Source organism: Umezawaea tangerina (genome assembly GCF_003002815.1).
In the GTDB taxonomy this organism is placed as follows: Bacteria; Actinomycetota; Actinomycetes; order Mycobacteriales; family Pseudonocardiaceae; genus Umezawaea; species Umezawaea tangerina.
In genome coordinates this window covers 273262-296641 of the sequence record NZ_PVTF01000012.1, presented here as the reverse complement: position 1 = coordinate 296641, position 23380 = coordinate 273262, and the positions used below count along the sequence as shown (strand labels likewise).

Annotated in this window: 22 protein-coding genes; 10 read left to right on the top strand and 12 right to left on the bottom strand. The window is 72.5% G+C overall.

Annotated elements, in window-relative coordinates:
* Nucleotides 1-55 precede the first annotated feature (55 nt).
* Nucleotides 56-1102 (top strand): fatty acid desaturase family protein, encoded by a 1047-nt coding sequence (locus CLV43_RS35330; RefSeq protein WP_425445790.1) that lies wholly within the window; start codon nt 56-58, stop codon nt 1100-1102.
* On the opposite strand, the gene CLV43_RS35325 is transcribed toward CLV43_RS35330, so the two are convergent.
* Genes CLV43_RS35325 through CLV43_RS35310 form a run of 4 tightly spaced genes read right to left on the bottom strand, consistent with a single transcriptional unit; the run spans nt 1011 to nt 3245 of the window.
* Complete coding sequence (locus tag CLV43_RS35325; RefSeq protein ID WP_106192912.1) at nt 1011-1679, bottom strand: YidC/Oxa1 family membrane protein insertase; 669 nt, start codon at nt 1677-1679, stop codon at nt 1011-1013. The genes CLV43_RS35330 and CLV43_RS35325 overlap by 92 nt on opposite strands.
* Before the next feature lie 38 nt (nt 1680-1717).
* Nucleotides 1718-2005, bottom strand: coding sequence for a DUF6412 domain-containing protein (locus CLV43_RS35320; RefSeq protein ID WP_106192911.1), 288 nt, complete (start codon nt 2003-2005; stop codon nt 1718-1720).
* 38 nt (nt 2006-2043) lie between these two features.
* Nucleotides 2044-2649 (bottom strand): nucleoside/nucleotide kinase family protein, encoded by a 606-nt coding sequence (locus CLV43_RS35315; protein WP_106192909.1) that lies wholly within the window; start codon nt 2647-2649, stop codon nt 2044-2046.
* Nucleotides 2646-3245 carry a ribonuclease FAU-1 family protein gene (locus CLV43_RS35310; RefSeq protein WP_106192908.1) on the bottom strand — a complete coding sequence of 200 codons (600 nt, stop codon included), beginning with the start codon at nt 3243-3245 and terminating at the stop codon, nt 2646-2648. Before CLV43_RS35310 ends, CLV43_RS35315 begins: the two co-directional genes overlap by 4 nt.
* Before the next feature lie 129 nt (nt 3246-3374).
* Here CLV43_RS35310 and CLV43_RS35305 point away from each other — a divergent pair, with 129 nt between their 5' ends.
* Nucleotides 3375-4007, top strand: coding sequence for a lytic polysaccharide monooxygenase auxiliary activity family 9 protein (locus CLV43_RS35305; protein ID WP_245887190.1), 633 nt, complete (start codon nt 3375-3377; stop codon nt 4005-4007).
* 64 nt (nt 4008-4071) lie between these two features.
* On the opposite strand, the gene CLV43_RS35300 is transcribed toward CLV43_RS35305, so the two are convergent.
* Nucleotides 4072-5538: a helix-turn-helix domain-containing protein gene (locus CLV43_RS35300; protein WP_106192904.1), complete on the bottom strand. Its 1467-nt coding sequence runs from the start codon at nt 5536-5538 to the stop codon at nt 4072-4074.
* A gap of 136 nt (nt 5539-5674) precedes the next feature.
* Here CLV43_RS35300 and CLV43_RS35295 point away from each other — a divergent pair, with 136 nt between their 5' ends.
* The gene (locus CLV43_RS35295; protein WP_106192902.1) at nt 5675-7057 is read left to right on the top strand and encodes an aldehyde dehydrogenase family protein; all 1383 of its coding nucleotides are present in this window, start codon (nt 5675-5677) and stop codon (nt 7055-7057) included.
* 7 nt (nt 7058-7064) lie between these two features.
* On the opposite strand, the gene CLV43_RS35290 is transcribed toward CLV43_RS35295, so the two are convergent.
* Nucleotides 7065-8522 (bottom strand): GAF domain-containing protein, encoded by a 1458-nt coding sequence (locus CLV43_RS35290; RefSeq protein WP_106192900.1) that lies wholly within the window; start codon nt 8520-8522, stop codon nt 7065-7067.
* A gap of 145 nt (nt 8523-8667) precedes the next feature.
* On the opposite strand from CLV43_RS35290, the gene exaC reads away from it, so the two are divergent.
* From exaC to CLV43_RS35275, 3 genes are all read left to right on the top strand, one after another.
* Nucleotides 8668-10191: an acetaldehyde dehydrogenase ExaC gene (exaC, locus tag CLV43_RS35285; RefSeq protein ID WP_106192898.1), complete on the top strand. Its 1524-nt coding sequence runs from the start codon at nt 8668-8670 to the stop codon at nt 10189-10191.
* Nucleotides 10191-10556, top strand: coding sequence for a DUF779 domain-containing protein (locus CLV43_RS35280; protein ID WP_425445788.1), 366 nt, complete (start codon nt 10191-10193; stop codon nt 10554-10556). Before exaC ends, CLV43_RS35280 begins: the two co-directional genes overlap by 1 nt.
* A gap of 65 nt (nt 10557-10621) precedes the next feature.
* The gene (locus tag CLV43_RS35275) at nt 10622-11488 is read left to right on the top strand and encodes a nucleoside hydrolase (RefSeq protein ID WP_106192897.1); all 867 of its coding nucleotides are present in this window, start codon (nt 10622-10624) and stop codon (nt 11486-11488) included.
* On the opposite strand, the gene CLV43_RS35270 is transcribed toward CLV43_RS35275, so the two are convergent.
* Both CLV43_RS35270 and CLV43_RS35265 read right to left on the bottom strand, forming a co-directional pair.
* Entirely contained in the window at nt 11455-13026 is a 1572-nt protein-coding gene (locus tag CLV43_RS35270) for a beta-N-acetylhexosaminidase (protein ID WP_106192895.1), read from the bottom strand. The two genes, CLV43_RS35275 and CLV43_RS35270, sit on opposite strands and share 34 nt — an antisense overlap.
* A gap of 119 nt (nt 13027-13145) precedes the next feature.
* Nucleotides 13146-14654 (bottom strand): CYTH and CHAD domain-containing protein, encoded by a 1509-nt coding sequence (locus tag CLV43_RS35265; RefSeq protein WP_106192893.1) that lies wholly within the window; start codon nt 14652-14654, stop codon nt 13146-13148.
* Between the two features lie 161 nt (nt 14655-14815).
* Here CLV43_RS35265 and CLV43_RS35260 point away from each other — a divergent pair, with 161 nt between their 5' ends.
* Nucleotides 14816-15616, top strand: a complete 801-nt coding sequence (locus CLV43_RS35260) for a hypothetical protein (RefSeq protein ID WP_245887189.1) — start codon at nt 14816-14818, stop codon at nt 15614-15616.
* 160 nt (nt 15617-15776) lie between these two features.
* Here the strand turns inward: CLV43_RS35260 and CLV43_RS35255 are convergent, their stop codons facing one another.
* A complete protein-coding gene (locus CLV43_RS35255) occupies nt 15777-16427 on the bottom strand; it encodes an HNH endonuclease family protein (RefSeq protein ID WP_106192890.1) in 651 nt (216 codons plus the stop codon).
* Between the two features lie 78 nt (nt 16428-16505).
* Nucleotides 16506-17453, bottom strand: a complete 948-nt coding sequence (locus CLV43_RS35250) for a methionyl-tRNA formyltransferase (protein ID WP_106192888.1) — start codon at nt 17451-17453, stop codon at nt 16506-16508.
* Between the two features lie 94 nt (nt 17454-17547).
* Here CLV43_RS35250 and CLV43_RS35245 point away from each other — a divergent pair, with 94 nt between their 5' ends.
* Nucleotides 17548-19146: an amidohydrolase gene (locus CLV43_RS35245; RefSeq protein WP_211304703.1), complete on the top strand. Its 1599-nt coding sequence runs from the start codon at nt 17548-17550 to the stop codon at nt 19144-19146.
* A 141-nt stretch (nt 19147-19287) separates the two neighbouring features.
* Here CLV43_RS35245 and CLV43_RS35240 read toward each other — a convergent pair whose 3' ends face one another.
* Nucleotides 19288-19908 (bottom strand): hypothetical protein, encoded by a 621-nt coding sequence (locus tag CLV43_RS35240; RefSeq protein ID WP_106192887.1) that lies wholly within the window; start codon nt 19906-19908, stop codon nt 19288-19290.
* Between the two features lie 119 nt (nt 19909-20027).
* Between CLV43_RS35240 and CLV43_RS35235 the strand changes: the two genes are divergently transcribed.
* Together CLV43_RS35235 and CLV43_RS35230 are read left to right on the top strand one after the other, a co-directional pair.
* On the top strand, nt 20028-20576 hold the full coding sequence (locus CLV43_RS35235; protein WP_106192885.1) for a class I SAM-dependent methyltransferase: 549 nt from the start codon (nt 20028-20030) through the stop codon (nt 20574-20576).
* A gap of 34 nt (nt 20577-20610) precedes the next feature.
* Nucleotides 20611-22491: a Xaa-Pro dipeptidyl-peptidase gene (locus CLV43_RS35230; protein WP_106192884.1), complete on the top strand. Its 1881-nt coding sequence runs from the start codon at nt 20611-20613 to the stop codon at nt 22489-22491.
* On the opposite strand, the gene CLV43_RS35225 is transcribed toward CLV43_RS35230, so the two are convergent.
* Nucleotides 22488-23351 (bottom strand): NAD(P)H-binding protein, encoded by an 864-nt coding sequence (locus CLV43_RS35225; RefSeq protein WP_245887188.1) that lies wholly within the window; start codon nt 23349-23351, stop codon nt 22488-22490. The two genes, CLV43_RS35230 and CLV43_RS35225, sit on opposite strands and share 4 nt — an antisense overlap.
* Nucleotides 23352-23380: the final 29 nt, after the last annotated feature.

Sequence of the window (23380 nt, the reverse complement as noted above, 5' to 3'; positions counted from 1 at the left end):
ATCGGGACAGACCCCCTCTAGGCTGCGATCGGGGGCCACTCGAAAGGAAACCGGGCTGTTGACCGTCGACGCGGCAGGCAAGCGGGGCAGCGACTTCGCTGAGCTGTCCCGGACCATCAAGCAGGCGGGTCTGCTCGACCGCAGACCGCACTACTACACCTTCCGAGTCGTGGGCAACGCGCTGGTGCTCGCGCTGTCCGCGACGGCGTTCGTGCTCGTCGGCGACTCGTGGTGGCAGCTGGCCATCGCTGGTCTGCTGGGTGTGGTGTTCACCCAGCACGCGTTCCTCGGCCACGACTCGGGCCACCGGCAGATCTTCCGGAGCAAGCGGGCCAACGAGGTGGCGGGCCTGCTGTACGGCAACCTCTTCAGCGGCATCAGCTACGGCTGGTGGATCAGCAAGCACAACCGGCACCACGCCAACCCGAACCACATCGACGACGACCCGGACGTCGACATCTCGGTGCTCGCCTTCACCTCCGAGCAGTCGCTGACCAAGAAGGGGATCTTCCGCTTCATCACGAAGCACCAGGCGATCTTCTTCTTCCCGCTGCTGCTGCTCGAGGGCTTCAGCCTGCACGTCATCAGCGTGAACGCGATCCTGCGGCGCAAGATCAAGGGCTGGGGCGTGGAGGCCGCGCTGCTGTCCGTCCACATCGTCGGCTACCTCGCCGCGGTGTTCCTGGTGATGTCCCCCCTCAAGGGCGTGCTCTTCATCCTGGTCCACCAGGCGGCGTTCGGGCTCTACATGGGCGTCTCGTTCGCGCCCAACCACAAGGGCATGCCCGTGCTGACCGACGAGCACGAGTTCGACTTCCTGCGCAAGCAGGTGCTCACCTCCCGCAACGTCAACGGGAACTGGTTCACCGACCTGGCTCTCGGCGGCCTCAACTACCAGATCGAGCACCACCTCTTCCCGAGCATGCCCAGCGTGAGCCTGCGCCGGGCGCAGGTGCTCGTGCGCGAGTTCTGCGAACAGCACTCGATCTCCTACGCCCAGTGCGGCCTGTTCAGGTCGTACGGGTACGTGCTCCAGCACCTGCACGAGGCGGGTGCGCCGCTGCGCGGTGCAGCCAAGCTCGCTCGAGCAACGTCCAGCTAGTCGTCGTCAGCAGGTAGACGCCCGCGGCGAGCGGCAGGACCGCCGCCATCAGCACGGTGCCGAACGGCAGGAACCGCAGGACCCGCGCGAGCGGGACCTGCGGTGTCCCGTTCCGCTCCGCCGTCATCGCCTGCCACCGGAAGGTGCCGTAGGCGACCAGGGCGATCAGCGCGCACACGCCCAGGAACACCGGTGTGTGCTGGTAGGAGCCGTACCAGCGGGTGCCCAGCGGCGCGCCGAACAGGGTGCCGTCGAGCAGCGGGTTCGGCGTGGTGACGAGCCGGTACATGATCATGAAGAACGGTGCCTGGACGAGCATCGGCAGGAAGCCCGCGAACAGGGACGTCCCCGAGTCCCGGTAGAGCTCCGCAGTGGCTTCCTGGAGCTTGACGAGGTCCTTGCCGTGCTTCTTGCGCAGCACCTCCACCTGCGGCGCGAGCGCGGACTTGGCCTTCTCGGCGCGCACGGCGGCGCGCGTGAGCGGGTGCACGAGGAGTCGGACGGTCAGGGTGAACAGGACGATGGCGGCGGCGGGCGGGACGAGCCCGGCCAGGGCTGAGCCCAAGGCGTGGAACAAGGGAGTACTCCGTCGGAGTCGAGCGGGAAGAACCGGACCTAGGCGTGGGGAACGCCGAGTCCGGGTGCTCGGGGACGGGGTCGGCCTGCCGCGTCGGGGTCGCGCAGGCGGAGGTGTGCCGTGCGCATGGCCTTCTCGCGCAACGACAGCGAGCGGGTCCACGCGGGCGCGGTCCGCGGGACCGGCGGGTTGGCGACCAGCAGCAGGACGACGGCCAGCGCGGTGATCGCGGCCAGCAGCTCGGCCGGGTTGTGGAACAGCGCGATCGCGTAGAAGGCCGGGAACAGCACGACGAGCAGCACGTGCAGCCGCTGCCGTCTCGTCATGCCACCACTGTAACCGGAACCCCGGACCCGGTGGGGGTTCAGACGACGAGCGCGGGCCGGTCCGGGTGGTCGTAGCGCACCACGACGTCGGCCTGCGGCTTGTAGTCGGAGTACGCGGGCAGCGTCCACTCCCGGTCGGCCGCCGTCTTCCGCGCCAGCGCCCCCGGTGAGAGCCAGAGGTGCACCGACAGCTCCACCGGTAACCCGCGGTCCAGCAGCAGCGGCCCGTCGAGCAGCAGCACCCCGCCGGACCCGAGCTCCACGTACCCGGCGCGGCTGGCCCGGTCCGCGGCCGCGTCCCACAGCGACGGCAGCACCCGCCCGGTCCCGCCGGGCGCGAGCGGGGCGAGCACCTCCCGCACCAGCCCGCCCACGTCGAGCCACTCGTCGCGGAACGCCAGCGGGTCGAACCGGCCGTGCTCCAGCCGGACGGACGCGGGCCGCAGGAAGTCCCCTGTCGACACCCGCAGCACCGGTCGTCCCAGCGCCCGCAGCGGGTCGACGAGCGCGTCGGCGACCTCGCCGGGCGCCGCGGCGTCGGCCCCGTCCACGACCACGCGGGCCCGGCCGTCCCGCGGCAGCGCGTCGATCCGCGCGACCAGCTCGGCCACGAGCGTCGCGGGGGTCAGCGGTCGGATGTTCACGGGAGCGGGTAGTCCTCCCAGCCCTCCGGCAGGGTCGGCACGGGCCAGTCCGGGTCGGGCTCCCAGTCGGCCCACCTCGGGTCCCACCACGTCGTGCCCGCGGTCAGCATGGCCTCGATGTCCTCGCCCTGCCGCCGGATCCGCCCGGCCAGCTCGGGGGAGTACTTGCCCGCCACGACCTGGCGCTCGAAGTCCTCGCGGTCCTTCTCGACCCACTCGCCGTCGGCGGGCACCCAGTAGTCCAGCTCGTGGTCGAGGGTGTCGAAGCCCAGCTCGGTGCGGCGGTACGGGTCCTGGAGGTTCAGGTACCAGCCGCCGAACCTCCGTTCCTCGCCGTGCCAGTACAGGTCGACCGAGTACGCCTCGTCCGGCCGGTGCATCTGGAGCTTGCCGTTGCCGCGCCAGTGCGTGTTGCCCGCGACCTGCCAGCCGTGCGGCCAGTGGTGCTCCGGGAACCCGAAGCGGGTGCCCGGCACGACGAAGACGACCAGCAGCCCCGGCTCGTCCAGCACGACCCTCGACGGCGTCACGGCCCACGGTCTCCCGTGCAGCACCTCACGGCGCAGGGCCGTGTCCCCCGGTTGGAAATACCCCATGTGACCAGCCTAGAGGGCGGGTGGATGCGCCCGAACAGCCCTGGTGCGACAGGTCTGGACCTATCAGACTTGTGGTCCAGTCCTCTTCCGAGTGCCAGGCCGCCACCGAACACCGTCGAGGGAGATCCCGTGGAAGCGCGCAAGCTCGGGCTGGTGGCCCTGCTCTCTTCGTTGGCCGTCGCACTGCCGTTGCTCGTGACCGGCGTGGCGCAGGGCCACGGCTCGGCCCAGGGGCCGTTCAGCCGCACGTACAACTGCCGGTGGAACGAGAACCCCGAGGCGCCCACGAGCGGCGGCTGCAAGGCCGCCATCGCCGCGGGCGGCACGCAGGCCATGTACGACTGGCACGAGGTCAACATCGCCAACGCCGCGGGCAACAGCCGGTCGATCATCCCCGACGGCAAGCTGTGCAGCGCGGGCCGCGACAAGTACAAGGGCCTCGACCTGCCCCGCACCGACTGGGCGACCACGAAGCTGACCAGCGGCGCGAACATCACGTTCACGCTGAAGGCCACCGCCCCGCACAAGGGCTCGTTCGAGCTGTTCAACACCAGGAACGGCTACGACCCGCTGTCCCCGCTCAAGTGGGGTGACCTCGACGCGTCGTTCGCCAAGGTCACCGACCCGCCGCTGGTCAACGGGGTCTACCAGATCAACGTGAAGCTGCCCGCCGGCAAGTCCGGGCGGCACCTGATCTACGTCGTGTGGCAGCGCTCGGACAGCCCGGAGGCGTTCTACTCCTGCTCGGACGTCGTCTACTAGCCACCGGGCGGGGAGCCCCGCCCAAGGGCTCCCCGCACAGGGCTTCCCGGTCAGGGCTCCCAGGTCAGCCGTCCGACGCCAGGGCCCGGCGCAGCTGCCCGGCCACCAGCTCGCGCCGCACGTCGTCGCGGGGCAGCGTCCGGACGAGCCGGTGCAGCGCCTCCACGTCGTCGTGCCCGCCGTCGGTGCGGGTGAACTCCCACAGGCCCTCCGGGTCCCCGGACGCGATCACCGCCCGGCGCACGCCCGCGAGCAGGTCCTCGCGCTCGTCGCGCACGACCGGCGCCTCCGACCTCGGCAGCAGCGCGCCCCGGTACTCCGCGGCGGCCGCGGCGACGTCCCCGCGCCGCAACGCCTCCCGCACCGAGACGAAGTCGCCCCGCACCTCGGCCCGCAGCCGGTAGGGCTTGGTCAGCAGCGTCCCGGTGCCGAGCTGCGCGCGCAGCCGGTGCAGCTCCGCGCGCACGGTGGCCGGGTTGCCGCGGTCGCCGTAGAGCTTGAGCGCCAGCTGCTCCGCCGTCAGCCCCCGCGGGTGCAGCACCAGCGCGGTCAGCAGCTCGGCGTGCCGCGAGGTCAACGGGAGCTCGCGGCCGTTGAGCACGGCGGTCGGGTGCTCGACGCCGAGGAACGTCAACGACAGCAGGGGTTGCCGGGCCTGCCCGGTCGTCCGCTCCACCCGCAGCAGGTAGCCCTCGGCCAGCGGTTCCAGCACGCCTTCGCGGCCGTCCTCCAGCCGCACCCGCTCCAGGGTCGGGTCGACCCGCGGGGGCAGCAGGCCGTGCGGCTCCGCGACGAGCACCCGGCCGGTGGGGCCGAGCAGGGCGCCCGGCTCGCCGCGCAACGCGATGAGGTGCCGCATGTTGCGCGCCCGCAGGCGTTCGTCGCGCCGTTCGAGCCGCTCGCGCAGGGCGTTCTCGGCCAGCTTCGCGGCGGCCGACACCAGTGGGACCATCGCCGGGTGCATGCTGCTCAGCGGACCGCTGACGTCCACCGAGCCGATCGTGGCGCCGGTGTCCGGGTCGTGCACGGGGCTCGCCGCGCACGTCCACCCGTGGTAGGTCCGCACCAGGTGCTCGGCGGAGTGCACGACGACCGGGGTGTCCACGGCGAGGGCGATGCCCATCGCGTTGGTGCCGATCGCGTCCTCGGTCCACCGCGCGCCCTCGGCCAGCCGCACGTCCTCCGCGCTGCGCCGCACCGAGCGGGCGCCCTCGCACCACAGGACGTGCCCGTCGGCGTCTGTGATGATCATGACGTGCATCGCGTCCTCCGCGATGCCCACCAACGTCTCCCGCAGCACCGGCAGCACCGTCGACAGCGGGTGCTCGGCCCACCGGTCCGCGACCTCGTCGGGGGCGAGCACGATCGGCGCCTCGTGCCGGTTCGGGTCCACCCTGGCGGCCAGGGAACGGTGCCAGGACTCGGAGATCAGCCTGCGCGGGCCGAACTGCGCCGTCCCGCCGCCCAGCACCGCGTCGTGCACCCGGCCCAGCGCGTACGCCGTCGCGCGCTGATCCTTCCCCCAGTACATCGGTCCTCCCGCGTCCGCCGTCAGGACGACCCCCGCCGGGTCGTCGCGGCAAGCCACCGGCAATGCAACGCGAGTGCAACGTAGACCTTCCTAGCTTCCGGGGTTCCGCCGACGTTCCCCAAGCTGGAGGCCAGACATGGCGAAGTACGCGGCACCGGGCAGACCGGGCGGCGCCGTCTCGTTCCGCGACCGTTACGACCACTTCGTGGGCGGCGAGTACGTCCCGCCGACGCGCGGCAACTACTTCACCAACCCGAGTCCCGTCACGGGTGAGGTGTTCACCGCCGTCGCCAGGGGCACCGCCGAGGACGTGGACCGCGCGCTCGACGCGGCGCACGGTGCCGCGCGGGCGTGGGGCCGCACCACGGCCGCCGAGCGCGCCGCGGTGCTGACCGAGGTCGCCGACCGGATCGAGGACAGCCTGGAGGCCATCGCGGTCGCCGAGGCGTGGGACGCGGGCAGGCCGATCCGCGAGACCCTGTCCGTCGACCTGCCCGCCGCCGCGGACCACTTCCGCTACTGCGCGGGTGTCGTGCGCGCGCAGGAGGGCGGCATCTCGCAGCTGGACGGCGACCTGGTGGCGCACCACTTCCACGAGCCGCTGGGCGTCGTGGGCCTGGTGGTGCCGTGGAGCTCCCCGGTGCTCACCGCCGCGTGGCACCTGGCGCCCGCGCTGGCCGCGGGCAACACGGTGGTGCTCAAGCCGTCGGAGTACACGCCCGCGTCGATCCACGTGCTGGTGGGCCTCATCAGCGACCTGCTCCCGCCCGGCGTGCTGAACGTCGTCACGGGGTTCGACGTCGAGGCCGCGGCGCCGCTGGCCGCCAACCGCCGCGTCACGCGGACGGCCCGCCCGCCCGCACCGCGCGGCTGGACGCCCGGCGTCTACTTCGCCGACCTCGCCGAGCGCCAGGACGCCTGCTACGACCGGGCGCTGGACGCGTTCGCCCGCTCGGCGCTGACCCAGGCGTCCAGTGCGCTGGTCCAGAACGCGGGCTACGACCGGTTCCTGCTCGACGCCACCGCCCGCACCGCCGCGGCCCGCCTCGGCGACCCGCTGGACCCGGCGACCACGGTCGGCCCGCTGGTCAGCGCCGTTCACCTCGCGGACGTGCTGTCCCGCGTCGACCTCTGCGCCCGCGAAGGCGCCCGCCTCGTCGCCGGCGGCGACCGCGTCGACCTCGGCGGCGCGCTGACCGGCGGCTACTTCGTCGCGCCGACCGTGTTCGAGACCGACCACCCCGCGGGCGTCCCGCACGAGGACTTCGCGGGCCCGGTCACGCTCGTCACCCGGTTCGACGACTTCGACGACGCCGTCAAGGCCGCCAACGACGCCCCGCGCGGCGCCGCCGCCGGGGTCTGGTCGCGCGACGCGGGCGTCGCCTACCGGGCGGGCCGGGCGATCCGCGCGGGCCGGGTGTGGGTCAACAACCAGCCGCCGCACGCCGCGTTCCACGCCGAGAGCCGCGGCCTCGTGGAGGCCTACCAGCACACCAAGAACCTCGTGGTGGCCTACTGAGGGGTGCTCAGCAGTCGGCGCGGGCCCGCCGGAGCTGGCTCGCGACCAGCTCGCGGCGCAGGTCGCCGCGGGGGAGCGCGCGTTCGAGGTGGGTCAGCGCCTCGACGTCGCCCCGGCCGTCCTCGGTCCGGGTGAACTCCCACAGGCTCTCCGCGTCGCCGCGGGTGATCACCGCGCGCCGCACCCCGGCCAGCAGGTCCTCGCGCTCCTCGCACACGACCGGCGCCTCCGACTGCGGCAGCAGCGCGCCCCGGTAGCCGGTCGCCGCCGAGCCGACGTCCCCGCCGCGCAACGCCTTGCGCACCGCCGCGAAGTCGCCCCGCACGTCGGCGCGCAGCCGGTACGGCCGGGTCAGCAGCACGCCGTCACCGAGCTGGGCGCGCAGCCGGTGCAGCTCGGCGCGCACCGTCGTCGGGTTGCCGCGCTCGCCGTACAGCCGCAGCGCGAGCTGGTCGGCGGTCAGCCCGGCCGGGTGCAGCGCCAGCGCCGTGAGGATCTCGGCGTGCCGCAGCGACAGCGGCAGCTCGCGCCCGTCCAGCTCGGCCGTCGGGTGGTCGTCGCCCAGGAAGCTCAACGCCAGCAACGGGATCCGCGGCGGACCGCCCGCGCGCGGCACGCGCAGCAGGTAGCCCTCGGCCAGCGGTTCGAGCACGCCGACGCGGCCGTCGGGCAGCACCAGCCGGTCGACGTCGACCGCGATCCGGGCGGGCAGCATGCCCAGCGGCTCGGTCGCCAGCACCCGGCCGGTCGGGCTGAGCAGCGCGCCGGGCTCGCCGCGCAACGCGGTGAGGTGCCTCATGTTCCGGGCCCGCAGCCGCTCGTCCCTGGTCGCCACCTGGAGCTGCAGCTGCCCTTCGGCGAGCCGCGCCGCCGCGGACACCAGCGCGCCCATGGCCGGGTGGACAGTCCGGAGTGGACCGCTGATGTCGACCACGCCCAGCATCCGGCCGGTGTCCGGGTCGCGCACGGGGCTCGCCGCGCACGTCCACCCGTGGTAGGCCCGCACCAGGTGCTCGGCGGAGTGCACGGTGACCGGCTTGCCGAGCGCCAGCGCCGTGCCCATCGCGTTGGTGCCGCTGGCCTCCTCGCTCCACCGGGCGCCCTCGGTCAGGCGCACCCGGTCGGCCAGCCGCCGGATCTCCGACTCCCCCTCGCACCACAGGATGTTGCCGTGCGCGTCGGTGATGACCATGACGTGCATCGCCTCGTCCGCGATGCTCACCAGCGTCTCGCGCAGCATCGGCAGCACCGACGCGAGCGGGTGCGCCTCCCTCAGGTCCACGACCTCGTCCGCCGCGTACACCACGGGAGCCTCGTGCTGGTCGGGGTCGACCTTCGCCGCGAGCGAGCGGTGCCACGACTCCGAGATCACCGGACGCGGCTCGCCCGCACCGCCGCCCAGCACCGCGTCGTACACCCGGCTCAGCGCACGGGACCGCGGCTCGTGCTCGTCGACAGGGTGCATGGGGCGACCTCCCCACCCAGGATGACCCGCGGTTACCGGTTTCGGCAACCCGCGGGTTGACCCGTTCGGATGCAACGGGGCTGCAACGTGGGTCGACCTAGCTTGGTCGCACACCACGCAGCGCAACGGAGCGGGAGGCGGGACGATGGCGGAGTACGCGGCACCAGGTCAGCCGGGCAGTGTCGTGTCGTACCTGGACAGGTACGACCACTTCATCGGCGGCGAGTACGTGGCACCGGCCAAGGGCGACTACTTCGAGAACCCCACGCCCGTCACGGGCCGGGCGTTCACCGAGATCGCCAGGGGCACCGCGGACGACGTCGAGCGCGCGCTGGACGCCGCCCACGGCGCCGCGCGGGCCTGGGGCCGCACGTCGCCCGCCGAGCGCGCGAACGTGCTGAACAGGATCGCGGACCGGATGGAGCAGAACCTCGAGGCCCTCGCGGTCGCCGAGTGCTGGGAGAACGGCAAGGCCGTCCGCGAGACGCTCAACGCCGACATCCCGCTGGCGATCGACCACTTCCGCTACTTCGCGGGGGTGATCCGCGCCCAGGAGGGCGGGATCTCGCAGATCGACCAGGACCTGGTGGCCTACCACTTCCAGGAGCCGCTGGGCGTCGTCGGGCAGATCATCCCGTGGAACTTCCCCATCCTGATGGCCACCTGGAAGCTCGCCCCCGCGCTGGCGGCGGGCAACTGCGTGGTCCTCAAGCCCGCCGAGCAGACCCCGGCGTCGATCCACGTGCTGCTGAGCTTCATCGCGGACCTGCTGCCGCCGGGCGTCCTCAACGTGGTCAACGGCTTCGGCGTCGAGGCGGGCAAGCCGCTCGCGTCGAGCAGCCGCATCGCGAAGATCGCGTTCACCGGTGAGACCACCACCGGCAGGCTGATCATGCAGTACGCCAGCGAGAACATCATCCCGGTGACGCTGGAGCTGGGCGGCAAGAGCCCGAACGTGTTCTTCTCCGACGTCGCGTCCAGCCGGGACTCGTTCTACGACAAGGCGCTCGAGGGCTTCACGATGTTCGCGCTCAACCAGGGCGAGGTCTGCACCTGCCCGTCGCGCGCGCTCATCCAGAGCTCCATCTACGACAGCTTCCTGGCCGACGCCACCGAGCGCACCAAGCTGATCAAGCAGGGCAACCCGCTCGACACCGACACGATGATGGGCGCGCAGGCCAGCAACGACCAGCTGGAGAAGATCCTGTCGTACTTCGACATCGGCAGGCAGGAGGGCGCCAAGGTCGTCACCGGCGGCGAGCGCGCCGACCTCGGCGGCGACCTGTCCGGCGGCTACTACGTCCAGCCGACGATCTTCGAGGGCGACAACAAGATGCGGATCTTCCAGGAGGAGATCTTCGGCCCGGTCGTGTCGGTCACCCGGTTCGACGACTACGACGACGCCGTGAAGACGGCCAACGACACCCTCTACGGGCTCGGCGCGGCGGTGTGGTCCCGCGACGGCGGCACGGCCTACCGCGCGGGCCGCGACATCCAGGCGGGCCGGGTGTGGGTGAACAACTACCACGCCTACCCGGCGCACGCGGCGTTCGGCGGCTACAAGGACTCCGGCATCGGCCGCGAGAACCACAAGATGATGCTCGACCACTACCAGCAGACGAAGAACCTCCTGGTCAGCTACTCCCAGAACGCGCAGGGCTTCTTCTGATGGAACGCATCGCGCTCACTCCGGCGGCGGCGGACCTCATCCGCCGCCTCCGGGAGGAGAACGGCCCGCTGATGTTCCACCAGTCCGGCGGGTGCTGCGACGGCAGCGCCCCGATGTGCTACCTGGCGGGCGAGTTCCGCACCGGCGCCTCGGACGTGCACCTCGGCGACCTCGTCGTGGACGGCGAACCGGTGCCGATGTGGATGTCGGGCAAGCAGTTCGAGTACTGGCGGCACACCCACCTCACGGTCGACGTCGTGCCGGGGCGCGGCAGCGGGTTCTCCCTGGAGGCCCCGCTGGGGGTCAGGTTCCTGATCCGGTCGCGGTTGCTCACCGACGAGGAGTCGTTGGCGTTGAACAAGTAGCGGTCCTCCTCGGGGTCCCCCCGCTATCGTGGTCGTGAGCCGTCGACCACCCTGGGGGGAACTCGATGAGGCCACTGCTGCTCGCACTGGCCGCGTGCCTGCTCAGGTTCGCCATGCCCGCGTCCGCGACCTCGCCGCCCGCCGTGATCCACGACAGCGACCTGGACGTCGACGACGCCGCGACCCTGGCCTACCTGTGCGCCGAGCACCACCGCGGCCGGATCGACCTGCGCGCGGTCACGGTGACCGGCAACGGGTTCGGCTACCCCGACCGGGTCCGCAGGCACGCTCTCAGCGTGCTGCGCGAATGCGGTCTGCGGCACGTCCCTGTCGCCGAGGGCGTGCACACCGCCGTGCACGCGGCACCCGCCGAAGCGCGCGCGGACGTGGAGGACGTGCTGTCCGGCGCACTCGAGGACGGGGCGGAGCACCCGGCTCCGACGGGGGAGACGGCCACCGACCTGATCCGCCGCACGCTGGCGGAGTCGCGGGGCGGGGTCACCGTCCTGGCCACCGGCCCGCTCTCGAACCTCGCCGCGGCGCTGCCCGCGGGCGACCGGCTGATCCGGCGGATCGCGGCGGTGCACGTGATGGGCGGCGCGGTGGCCGTGCCGGGGAACCTGTTCGGCTCGGCGCTGCCGGGGTTCGACAACTCCCAGGAGCTGAACGCCTGGATGGACCCGGCGGCCGCCGCCGCGGTGTTCCGCACGCTGCCCGCCGTGCACCTGACCCCGTTGGACGCCACCGACCGGGTGCCGATCACCCAGGCCTACGTCGACCGGCTCGGCGCCGACCTGACGACGCCCAACGCCCGGATCGCGGTTCGAGCAGGTCTACCTCGACGCGCTCAACCTGCGCTGAACGGGGTGGGGACGACCCCCCCACCCCGCCCGACGGCCTACTCGACCCAGGGCACCTGGGGTGAGGGGTAGAAGTCGATCCCGGCGGCCCGCCAGCGCGGGGCCTGGGCGGCCAGGCGCTTCGAGAAGGCGTCCCAGTCGTGCGTCGACTGCGGCGACCACCCGAGCTCGGCGATCGCGGGCAGCCTGGGGAACACCATCTGCTCGACGTCGTCGGAGTCCTTGATGGTCTCCGTCCACAGTGGAGCCTCGACGCCGCGGATCGCCGACTCCGGCACGTTCTTCAGGTACGCGCCGGGGTTCCAGCCGTAGGCGTCCTTCACCTCGATGAGCGCGGCCCAGTCCTGGCCGAGCTCGGTGTTCTCGTCGTACTTCATGTCCAGGTACGCCTTGGTGGCGGGCGACAGCAGGATCTTGTTGCCCCGCGCCGCCGCGGCGGCCACGTCGGCGTTCTCGTCGGTCGTGCCCCAGTACTGGGCGACGGCGGAGGTGGGCGGGTCCGTCTTGACGAACTCGTGCCACCCCAGCGCGGTCTTGCCGTGCTTGGCGACCAGCGGGATGACCTTCTGCATGAACGTCCGGAAGTCCGGCTCGGTCGTGGAGTGCGCCTCGTCGCCGCCGATGTGCAGGAACGGGCCGGGGGTCAGCGCGGCCAGCTCGCGCAGCACGTCGTCGACGAACCGGTAGGTGACCGGCTTGTCGATGCACAGCGAGCTGAAGCCGACCTCGGTGCCGTCGTAGAGCGGCGGCGCGACGCCGTCGCAGTTCAGCTCGGCGTACGAGGCGAGCGCGGCGTTCGTGTGGCCGGGCATGTCGATCTCCGGGATCACCGTGATGCCGCGGGACCCGGCGTAGCGCACCAGCTCCTTGTACTGCTCCTGCGTGTAGTACAGGGCGCCCTTGCCCCCGCCGATCTCGATGCTGCCGCCGTAGGTGGCCAGCCGGGGCCAGCTCTTGATCTCGATGCGCCAGCCCTGGTCGTCGGCGAGGTGCAGGTGCAGGTAGTTGACCTTGTACGCGGCGATCTGGTCGACGTAGGTCTTCACCTCGTCGACGGAGAAGAAGTGCCGGGCCACGTCGAGCATCGCGCCGCGGTGGCCGAAGCGCGGGTAGTCGAGCACGCTGCCGCCGGGCACCGTCCACGGCCCGGACTGCCGGGTCTTGCTCTCGATCCTCGCCGGGAGCAGCTGGCGCAGCGTCTGGACACCGGAGAACAGGCCCGCGGCGCCCCGTGCCCGGATCACCACGCCCCACGGCGTCACGTCGAGCTGGTAGCCCTCCTTGCCGACCCTCGGGTCCGCCCCGACGAGCAGCAGGGTGATCCCGCGCGGCGTCACGCCCGAGGACACCGGCAGCCGGTAGCCGGTGGCGGGGCGCAGCAGCTCGGCCGCGTACTCGCCGACCTTGCGCGCCTCGGCCGATCCGGGCTGGGTCTGGATCCTCGCGTTCGCCGTCAACGCGTAGGCCGCGCCCGCGCGCGGGGTGACCTTGACGGGAGCGGGCACGATCTGGCGCAACGACGACTCCGGGGTCGCTTGGGCTGGTGTCGCCGCGCCGACGGCCAGCGCGGCCGTCCCCGCCAACAGCAGGGTCGCGACGACACCGGGCATCCGCCGTCCGGTCCTTCCGATAACCACGGAAAACTCCTCCTGGCCAGGCTGAACACACCGAGCGGCAGCGGCTCGACCACCGTTGCAGCCCACCCAGGAGGTGTCAAGGTCCAGACCAATCAGGACAGCTTCGGCTTGCCGACGCCGCGCCAGACCGCCGGGAAGCCGTCCTCGATCCGGGCCGCCGCCCCGCTCTCCAGGCCGTGCAGCACGCCGAACGCGAACGCGTTCTCGCCGTCCAGCTGCGCCTGCACGGCCAGCTCCCGCAGCGCGGGCCGCGCGACCACGCTGTCCTGGTGCTCGCCGAGCAGCGTCTGCACGCCCTTGACCCGCTTGCGGTAGGCCTTCGCGCGCTTGCCGAACACCGGCACGGTCGCCTCGGTCGTGTAGCGCAAGCGCTTGGCCGCCTTGCGCGACTCGTGCAGCGCCACGTCGCGCTCGGCGCCGGGACGCGTGGCCAGCACCTCGGCGGCGTGCCCGGCGAGCCTGCGGTAGGCCTTCGCCACCAGCTTCGGCAGCACGTCGGTCGCCTTCTTCGCGGCCAGCGGCGTCAGCGGGGGAGCGGTGAGCAGCGCGTCGACGGCGTCGAGCAGCGCGAAGTACCGGGGGCTCGTCAGCGTGTCGACGCTGCTCTTGAGCGCGGCCGTCTCCAGCGGGGCGAAGTGCCGGGTCAGCCTGGCCTGCACCGGGCCGAGCACCAGGTCGGGGTCCAGCTCCGCGACGGCGTGGGTGAACCGCCGGTGCAGCACCTCCAGGTCGCGCGCCTCGCCGAGCACACCGGCCAGCCACCTGAGCTCGTCGGTCAGCTCGCGGGTCGACTCGCGGTCGACGACCTTCCCGTACGCCTGCAACGCGCTGCGCAGCCGCCGGGTCGACACCCGCATCTGGTGCACGGCGTCGTCGCGGTCGCGGCGCACGGCCGGGTCGTGGTGCTTGAGCGCCTCCGCGTGCTCGTGCAGGTAGGCCAGCACGACGTCGCCCGCGGTCGCCTTGCGGCCCGTCCGGGGGCCGGGCGAGGCCGGTTCGAGCCGGTCGGACAGCAGCCGGGTCAGCTTCGCCGACGACGTCGACCGCCGCATGCCCGCGTCGAACAGCCGCCGCTCGACCACGTCCAGCAGCTTGCGGTCACCGCGCTCGCCCAGCTCCACCTCGATCTCGCGCCACGAGTCGGCCGCCGAGTCGTCGTCCACGACCTGGGCCGACACCAGGTCCTCGACGACCTCGATCAGCAGGCCGCCGTGCTCGTCGACCAGCTGCCAGCGTTCACGGGTGGTGCGGATCCGGGCGACCGGCGCCAGGTCGGTGCCGCGGACGTGGACCTGCACCAGGTTCACGAGCTCCTTCGGCGGCTTCCTCGCCTTGCCCAGCGGCAGGCGCACCTCCTCGCGGGTGTCCTCGCCGACCGGCAGCTTCAGGTGCCAACCCTCGTCCTCGCCCCCGGTGCGCCTGCGCAGCGTCACGCCGCCGCGGGCCAGCCGGAGGTCCGCGGTGTCGTAGTAGACGGCCTCCAGCTCGATCCGCTCCGGTCCGGCCTCCGCCGCCACGCCGGGGAACCCGTCGAGCGGCGGGAGGTCGCTGCCCGCCGGGGCCTCGTACTTGCGTTCGGTCTCGTGCACGGAGGTCGCCATACCCCTAGACATACACCGTCGACCGCCCGATTAGTCCTGTTGGCCGGGGTGTCACGGTGCGTGTCCACCCGTTGACCTGGACGGGGGTGGTCGTGAGCCCGTCCGCGTGGTCTTCGTGGTCTGGACCTTGGCAAACCCGATTCATGCGGTTGGCTGGGAGCGTGGCGGACCCAACTGAGAAGGAGCGGCTCGACGTAGTCGAGCCCAAGGTCGTCGTCCTCGAGAAGACCGTGGCGGTGCTGGTCGCCGAGCTCGACCGGGTCAGCAACCGCCTGCGGGTGCTCGAGATGCGGCTGTCGGGCGCGGGGTCCGGCGACAACGAGGACTTCGACGCGCTGGACGAGGACGTCGCCGACATCGTGGAGGCCCTGCGCAGGGCGTGGGACGCCGAGCAGGAGGTGCTCGCCGACTCCGTGCGCGTCCAGGTCCGCAAGGAGGTCGCCGAGTTCGACGGCCTGAAGACCCGGCGCGAGGCGAGCAAGGCGAAGATCGCCGCGGGCAGGCTCACGCGGGCGGACCACATGCGGCTCGTCCACGACGTCGACCAGCTCGACTGGCAGATCGGCGCCCAGGGCGGCAGCGCGCGGGACGCGGCGGCCAGGCTCGCGGCGGACGAGCGCGCGGCCGAGGAGGCGTGGCGCCAGGACGCGATCATCGCGGGCGAGAAGGCGCGCGAGGAGATCTGGGCGGCCGCGCGGGCCAGGATCGACCGCGCGCTGGCCGAGGACACCCGGCTGCCGGTGTGGTTCCGGATCGGGCTGGGGGAGATCACCAACCCGGACCCGGCCCCGTGGCTGCTGGCGGCGACCGGACTGGTGGCCTACCGGCTGGAGTACGGCGTGACGGACCCGGTCCGACCACTGGGTCCGATCCCGTCGGCCGAGTCGGGATCGGCCGCCTGGGTGCGCCGGACCGAGGTCTACGGCGACGTGTCCGAACAGCTCAAGGGCCTTCGCCCCTAGGGCATGGTTCCCGGATCCGTGCCTCCAGGGGCCGCGTCAGGCGCGACTCCATCGGACGAGATCCGGGGAACACGCCCCCGGAAGTTCACCCGACCGTGGCGGTCGGGCGGGCTGTCCGATGTGGACGCCGCGAGGAGCCGGGCTCCCCGCGGCGGGGCGGTCAGGGGGCGCAGGAGGTGAGCATCGACGCCAGCGCGTCGTGCTCGGCCTGGTCGATCGTGAGCTTGTAGGTCGACTTCACCGCGATCCAGTCCTTGGCGTACACGCACCAGTACGACTGCACCGGCGGCTTCCACTTCGCCGGGTCCTGGTCGCCCTTCGCCCGGTTCGTGGTGGCCGACGCGGCGATCAGCTGGATGCCGCCCAGGTCGTTGGCGAACTTCTTGCGGTCCTCGTCGACCCACGCCGACGCGCCGGACCGCCACGCCTCCGCCAGCGGCACGGTGTGGTCGATGTCGATGGCGCCCGCGTCGGTGATCGTCACGCCGTCGTAGGGGCTCACCCAGGTGCCCTCGACGGCCTTGCAGTCCTTGTCGCTCTTCACGTTCGTGCCCTGCTTCTGCAGCACGATCTCGCGCGTGTCGCAGGAGTTGCCCTGGCTCGCCCAGTGCGGGAAGCGGTCGCGGCTGTAGCCCGCCATCTTCCCCTCGGGGGCGATCTTGAGCGCCGCGAGCTGCGCCGCGGACTCCCCGGTCGCGGCCGGCGGGGTGGCGGCGGGCGGTTCCTTGTCGCGGTCCAGGTACCACGCCAGGGCCGCCAACACGATCACGATGACCAGGCTCGTCAACGCCGTGGCCTGCTTGCGGTCCATGCGCTCGGCTCTCCCGTCCTCGGTGGTCGACGGACCTATGATCAGCGATCACCGAGGACGGGCGGCGGGCAGGTCCCGTTACGGGTGGCTGGTGAGGTACCCGCCCATGGTCGCGAAGTACTGCGCGGCCCCCAGCTCGGTGCCGTCCTCGGTGCGCACGCGCTTGACCAGCAGCCCGTGGTTGCGACCCCGGCGGGAGTCGGCGCCCGCGACGATCGCGACCCCGTCGCCCTCGCGGTAGAAGATCCGGCCGGGCGTCCCGCCGTACCTGGCCGCCGACACCTCGGCCTCGACGATCTCCAGCCGCCTGCCCTTGTGGAACGCGAACGCGCTCGGGTACGGCGAGCACTGCGCGCGCACCAGCCGGTCGAGCTCCTCTGCCGACCACGTCCAGTCGATGCGCAGGTCCTCCTCCGCGCGCTTGTGGAAGAAGCTCGCCTTGGAGCGGTCCTGCTTGGTGAAGTCGGTCCGGCCGGACGCGATCTCGGCGAGCCCGTCCACGGTGATCGGCCCGAACAGCTCCAGCGTCTTGTGGAACAGGTCCGCCGTGGTGTCGCGCGGCCCGACGGGCACCGAGCGCTGCAGGACGATGTCGCCGGCGTCGAGGGTGTCGTCCATCATGTGCGCGGTGACGCCGACCTCCTTCTCGTCGTTGATCAGCGCCCAGATCAGCGGGGAGAAGCCCGCGTAGGCGGGCAGCAGCGAGTCGTGCACGTTCAGCGTGCCGTGCTTGGGGAGGGTGAAGACGTGCGGCGGGATCCAGGTGCGCCAGTTCGTCGCGACGATGACGTCCGGCTCGACCTCCTTGAGCCGCCGCACCAGCTCCTCGTCGTCCGGCTTGTTGCGGATCAGCGTCTCCACGCCGTGCTCCGCGGCCAGGTCGGCGACCGAGTCGCTCCAGATCTTCTCGTAGGCGTGGTCGCTCTTCGGGTGGGTGACGACCATGACGACGTCGTGCTCGGAGTCCAGCAACGCCCGCAGGGTCCGGTGCCCCCAGGTTTGGTAACCGAACATGACAACCCGCATGGTTGGTCCCTCTCTCGTCCGGCACTGAAGCCGAGGCTAACCTAAGTAACCTGAGGCTAACCGAACTCACCGTGCGTGCGTAACCTGGCGGCTTGTGATCCTCGATCTGTTGCTGGTGCGCGGCCGAATCCTCACGATGGACCCGGCGAGGCCGGTCGCGACGTCCCTGGGTGTCTGGCGCGGACGGGTGGTCGGGCTCGACGAGGAGGTCGACGGCCTCGGCGCCGCCCGTGTGGTGGACCTCGACGGAGCCGTTGTCCTACCCGGTTTCCTCGACGCGCACACCCACCTCGCGTGGGCGGGCCGGGCGAGCGTCACCCTCGACGTGTCCGCCTGCCGCCGCGTCGACGAGGTCGTCGCCCTGCTGCGCGGCGCCACCCCGACCGGCGGCTGGCTGGAGGTCTCCGGCTACGACCACCGCGTGCTGGACCGCCCGCTGACCGCGGCCGACCTCGACCGGGTGTCCCGCGAGTTCCGCGTCTACGTCCAGGACCGCTCGGGGCACGCGTGCGTCGTCAACAGCGCCCTGCTCTCCGAGCTCCCCGCCCACGTCCTCGCGCCCGGCGCCACGGGCGTCTCGTTCGCCGCCGACGGCACCCCCGACGGCGGCCTGGCCGAGAGCGCGCAGACCGCCGTGCGCGCGTTGCGGCTGCCCTACCCCGTCGAGGAGATCGCGGGCCACGTGACGCTGGGCGCGCGGCAGTGCCTCGAACAGGGCGTGACCTTCGCCGCCGAGGCGGGCGTCGGCGGCGGCCTGATCGGCACGAGCCCCCTGGAAGTCGCGGCCTACCAGCGGAACCGGCTCCCGATCCGGGTCCAGCTGATGGTCTCCGCCGACCTCCTGCACCCCGTCGCGGGCCACGCCGACGACCGGGTCGCCAGGTCCGTCGACCTCGGTCTGCACACCGGGTTCGGCGGCGACCACCTGTCCATCGGCGCGCTCAAGGTCTTCACCGACGGCGGCATGATGGCCCGCACGGCCGCGCTCACCGAGCCCTACGAGGGCACGGCCAACCGCGGCCAGCTCCAGGACGACCCGGCGCACATGACCGCCGCGATCCTCGACGGCCACGCCGCGGGCTGGCAGCTGGCCGTGCACGCCATCGGCGACCGCGCCGTCGACTTCGCCCTGGACGCGCTGGAGGAGGCCGGGCGCCGATTCCCCCGCCAGGACACCCGGCACCGCGTCGAGCACTGCGGCCTGGTCCGCCCCGACCAGCTCGACCGCATCGCCGCTCTCGGCGTCATCCCCGTCGTGCAGCCCACCTTCCTGTGGGCCAGCGGCGACGACTACTCCGCGATCATGGGACCCACCCGCACCCCGTGGATGTACCGCGGCAAGGCGTTCCTGGACCGCGGGATCACCGTCGTGGGCAGCTCCGACCGCCCTGTCACCGAGGGCGCCCCGCTGCGCGCCATCCAGTTCATGGTCGAGCGCGCCTCGTCCGGCGGCGCCCCCATCGGCCCGGACGAGGCGATCACGGTCGACCAGGCGCTGGCCGCCTACACCAGGGACGCCGCCTACGCCTGCCGCGTCGAGGACAGGCTCGGCACCATCGCGCCCGGCAAGCTCGCCGACCTCGTCGTCCTCGCCGACGACCCGCACACCGTGGCGGTCTCCGACATCAACGCCATCCCGATCCTCGCCACCGTCGTCGACGGCGCCCTCTCCCACAACCCGGCCGGGTTGTAGCCCCGGCCCTGAGGCGGACGGCCGGGTGCGGCATCCCCGTCCCGCACCCGGCCACCCGACAGGCGCCGCCCGCGCAGCGCGCCCGCCCACCCCCAGCATCCCGCCGGACCGCCCCGGCACCCACCTGTTTTCGGCCTGCCGTCAGGCGCTCAGCTTCCAGTGCGTGACGTAGCCCGCGGACTCCGCCGCGATCAGCGCGTCCAGCTTCGCGATGTTCGTCCGCTTCCCCAGCCGGTACACCGCCCCGCGCCGGGCGTCCATCACCATCGGCACCCCGCCCGGCAGCGTCTCGTCGATCGTCTGCTGCACGATCCGCAGCGCCACCGTCGCCGCCTCCCGCGTCAGCTCCGGCTCCTTGACGTACACCAGCACCGCCGCCGTCGTCCCGTCCGCCAGCCGCAGCCCCAGGTGCGGCCGCACCTTCAGCGTCAGGTCGCCCGCGTGCCACCGAGCCGACCCCACCGGCACGCCCGTCGCCCGCGTCCGGCGCAGCCACGGCAGGAACCCGTCGGCCAGCTCCTCGAACGCCCTGAGCTGACCGTTGCGGTTCGCCGACAGCACGGCCCCGCGGATCTCGGCCTCGGGGTCGGGGGAGCTGATCGCCCGTCGCATCGCGTCCCGCATGGGGTTGTAGAACCCGCACATCCGCAGGTCCTCCGCGAGGTACATGCTCCGCTGCTCGGTGAGGATGTTGATGCGGCCGCGCTGGCCGCTCATCACGTACTCGGTGAAGGACAACGCGGTCACGCTGATGGTGTTCATGAACAGTCGCTCCCCTCGACGATCGAACGTCTGCCCCTGACGTTACCCAGGGGGTACGACAAAAAACGGGCGGTGCGAACGCCGCTCCGACTACGCCGTTCGGTCGCTAGGGTGCCGGGATGACCTACGACGACGACCCGTTCCACCACCTCGTCGCCGCCGAGCTCGTCAAGGGCCTGCCGGACGCTCCGGGAGTGCTCCTCGACGTGGCCACCGGCACCGGCATCGCGGCCCTGCTCGCCCAGGGGCTCCGCCCGCGCAGGACGATCGGCCTGGACATATCGGCGGGGATGCTCGCGCTGGCGCGGGCCAAGGATCCACAAGGGACGGTCGAGTGGGTCGAGGCGCCCGCCGTTCCGGCACCGCTGCCGGACGGGTCGGTCGACGTCGTCCTGTGCTCCTCGGCCGTCCACCTGATCGGACCGGGGCTGTTCCCCGACTGGGGTCGGCTGCTGCGTCCCGGTGGGCTGGCCGCGTTAAGCGTCCCCAGTGACGAAACGTTCCGGCACTCGGTCGCCCTCGTTCCGAAGGTCCCCCTCCCGGGCACCACCGCCGAGGCCGCCGCGCTGGCCGACGGGTTCGCCGACGTGCGGGTCCTCCCGTTCGAGACCGACGACGGCCGCAGGCGGGCCGCGTTCCTCGTGTGGGCATCAGACTTTCGGCTCTGACGGGACCCTCCGCGACCTTCGTACTGTCCGGAGCATGGCGCGTCGTGCATCGTTCGCAGGAGTGGTCGCGGGGGTTCTGGGATTGCTGGCGGGGGTGACGCCCGCGACGGCCGCGCCGCAGGCGTTCACGGTCCGCGACGGCGTGACGCAGCCGGTGTTCGCGCTGGCGGACGCCGTGCGCGAGACCGTGTACGTGGACATCGGGATGGACCTCGACGGCGACGGCGCGACCGACCGGGTCACCGCCGACATCATCAGGCCGTCGACCACCGCGCGGGTGCCGGTGATCATGGACGCCAGCCCGTACTACCAGACGGCGGGCCGCGGCAACGAGGGCGAGCTGAAGACCTACGACTCCGCGGGCACGGCGGTCAAGTTCCCGCTGTTCTACGACAACTACTTCGTGCCGCGCGGGTACGCCGTGGTGCTGGTCGACTTCGCGGGCACCTCGCGCTCCCGCGGCTGCCTCGACACCGGAGGCCGGGCCGAGGTGGCGTCCGGCAAGTCGGTGGTCGACTGGCTGAACGGCCGGGCGGCGGGCTACACGGCCGTCACCGGCGGCACGCCGGTCACCGCGAGCTGGGCGACCGGCGCCACCGGGATGATCGGCAAGTCGTGGGACGGCACCATCACCCAGGGCGTCGCGGCGACCGGCGTCGAGGGGCTGCGCACGATCGTGCCGATCGCGGCGATCAGCTCCTGGTACGACTGGTTCCGCTCCGACGGCGTGTCGTTCTCCGGGTTCGGCTCGCCGACGAGCCTCGCGTCCGGCCACGAGAACGCGAACGCGCGGTCCAAGTGCGGCGCGGTCCGCACCGAGATGACCAACGGTGCCCTGAGCAACGGCGACGTGACGCCGATGTGGGTGCAGCGCGACTTCGTCCGCAACGCGGGCAACGTGAAGGCGAGCGTGTTCGCCGTGCACGGCCAGGCCGACCTGAACGTGAAGACGCTGAACTACGGCCAGTGGTGGAACGCGCTGCCCGCGGGCACGCCGCGCAAGCTGTGGCTCTCCCAGACCGGCCACGTCGACCCGTTCGACTTCCGCCGCGCCGAGTGGGTCGACACCCTGCACCGCTGGTTCGACCGCTACCTGCTCGACATCCCCAACGGCATCGACACCGAGCCGCAGGCGAGCATCGAGCGCACGCCGGACAACTGGACGCAGGACGCCACGTGGCCGCCCGCGGGCACCGCGCCGCAGACGCTCTACCCGACCACGGCGGGAGCGCTGGGAACGACGGCGGGGACCGGCTCGGCCGCGTTCACCGACACCGGCCGCGAGTCGGCCAGCACCTGGGTCGCCTCGCCCGACACGACCGCCTCCGGCCGGGTGCTGTTCCGCACCGGCGCGCTCGCCGCCGACCTCCGGATCTCCGGCATCAGCACGATCACGGTCAAGGCGAGCCCGTCGACGACCACCGCGCACCTCTCGGCGTTCCTGGTCGACTACGGGCCCGCCACGATCCGCAGCGGCGAGGGCATCCGGACGCTGGGCACCGAGTCGTGCTGGGGCGAGAGCCGCACCGGCGACGACGCCTGCTACCTCGACACGGAGACCACCAGCACGTCGGTCAACGCGGAGATCATCTCCCGCGGCTGGGCCGACCTGGCCAACTACGGCTCGCTGACCACGCCGTCGACGCTGCGCGCGGGATCGTCGTACTCGATGACGTTCCGACTGTCCACAACGGACCACGTCGTCAGGCAGGGCCACCGGCTCGGCCTGGTCGTCGGCGGCACCGACAGCAGCCAGATCAGCGCCCCCTCGCGCCTGCCGAAGGTGACGCTCGACCTGGCCGGGACGTCGGTCCGGCTGCCGGTGGTGGGCGCGCTGCCCAAGGCGTCCGCGCAGCTGACCGTCGGCCCGGTCGGCACCCTGGCCCCGGCGGCGACCGGCAGGCTCGACGGCTAGCCGAACGCTTCCACGTGGTCGCGGACCCAGTCGGAGAACCGGGTCGGCGGGCGGCCGAGGACCCGTTCGACGTCGTCGGTGACGACGGCGTTGTGGCCCTCGCGCACCCACGCGGTGCCGATGGCGATGGACCTGGCGGCGGAGGAGCCCATGCCGGAGCTGGCGAACTGCTCCGGTGACACCTCGACGGTCTCCACCGGGCGGCCGAGCACCCGGCTCAGCTCGGCGGCCTGGTCCGGCACGCTCAGCAGCTCCGGGCCGGTGAGGGTGTGGACCCGTCCGTCGTGGCGCGGGTCGGTCAGCGCCTCGACCGCCACCGCGGCCACGTCGCGCGGGTCCACGACGCCCTGCTTGCCGTCACCCGTCAGGTTGGAGATCCGTTCGCCCGCCGCGAACCGCAGCACGTTCGACGCGAAGCTGGACGGCCGCAGGACCGTCCAGCCCATACCGCTGGCCCGCACCGCCTCCTCGCCCTCCAGGTGCCACTCGCCGATGACCTCGCCGTCGGCGGTGGTCTCGCCGGTGCCGATCGCGGACAGCTTCACCACCCGCGCCACGCCGGCCTCCCGTGCCGCGGCCAGCAGGGCGAGGTCGTGCCGGGAGGTGGCCGTGGTGGGCGCGGTCAGCAGGAACACCGCCTCCACGCCCTCCACCGCGCGGCGCAGCGACTCGGGGTCGTCGAAGTCGGCCCGGACGCCGTGCGGGCCGGAAGGGGTGCGGGACATGGCGCGCAGCGGGACACCGCGTCCGGTCAGCTGCCGGACGACCTCGCCGCCGATGGTGCCGGTGGCACCGGTGATCAGGATCATGCGGCCGACGCTGCCGGACTCCGGGCCCTCGCCGATAGGAAGTTCCGGCACACACCCCGCCGCCGGATCCGCCTACCGTG

Coding starts and splice junctions, on each gene's coding strand:
- CLV43_RS35320 (WP_106192911.1), bottom strand. CDS start 2,005: ATGACGAGACGGCAGCGGCTGCACGTGCTGCTCGTCGTGCTGTTCCCG.
- CLV43_RS35310 (WP_106192908.1), bottom strand. CDS start 3,245: ATGGGGTATTTCCAACCGGGGGACACGGCCCTGCGCCGTGAGGTGCTG.
- CLV43_RS35300 (WP_106192904.1), bottom strand. CDS start 5,538: ATGTACTGGGGGAAGGATCAGCGCGCGACGGCGTACGCGCTGGGCCGG.
- CLV43_RS35295 (WP_106192902.1), top strand. CDS start 5,675: ATGGCGAAGTACGCGGCACCGGGCAGACCGGGCGGCGCCGTCTCGTTC.
- CLV43_RS35290 (WP_106192900.1), bottom strand. CDS start 8,522: ATGCACCCTGTCGACGAGCACGAGCCGCGGTCCCGTGCGCTGAGCCGG.
- exaC (WP_106192898.1), top strand. CDS start 8,668: ATGGCGGAGTACGCGGCACCAGGTCAGCCGGGCAGTGTCGTGTCGTAC.
- CLV43_RS35280 (WP_425445788.1), top strand. CDS start 10,191: ATGGAACGCATCGCGCTCACTCCGGCGGCGGCGGACCTCATCCGCCGC.
- CLV43_RS35275 (WP_106192897.1), top strand. CDS start 10,622: ATGAGGCCACTGCTGCTCGCACTGGCCGCGTGCCTGCTCAGGTTCGCC.
- CLV43_RS35270 (WP_106192895.1), bottom strand. CDS start 13,026: ATGCCCGGTGTCGTCGCGACCCTGCTGTTGGCGGGGACGGCCGCGCTG.
- CLV43_RS35265 (WP_106192893.1), bottom strand. CDS start 14,654: ATGGCGACCTCCGTGCACGAGACCGAACGCAAGTACGAGGCCCCGGCG.
- CLV43_RS35255 (WP_106192890.1), bottom strand. CDS start 16,427: ATGGACCGCAAGCAGGCCACGGCGTTGACGAGCCTGGTCATCGTGATC.
- CLV43_RS35250 (WP_106192888.1), bottom strand. CDS start 17,453: ATGCGGGTTGTCATGTTCGGTTACCAAACCTGGGGGCACCGGACCCTG.
- CLV43_RS35240 (WP_106192887.1), bottom strand. CDS start 19,908: ATGAACACCATCAGCGTGACCGCGTTGTCCTTCACCGAGTACGTGATG.
- CLV43_RS35235 (WP_106192885.1), top strand. CDS start 20,028: ATGACCTACGACGACGACCCGTTCCACCACCTCGTCGCCGCCGAGCTC.
- CLV43_RS35230 (WP_106192884.1), top strand. CDS start 20,611: ATGGCGCGTCGTGCATCGTTCGCAGGAGTGGTCGCGGGGGTTCTGGGA.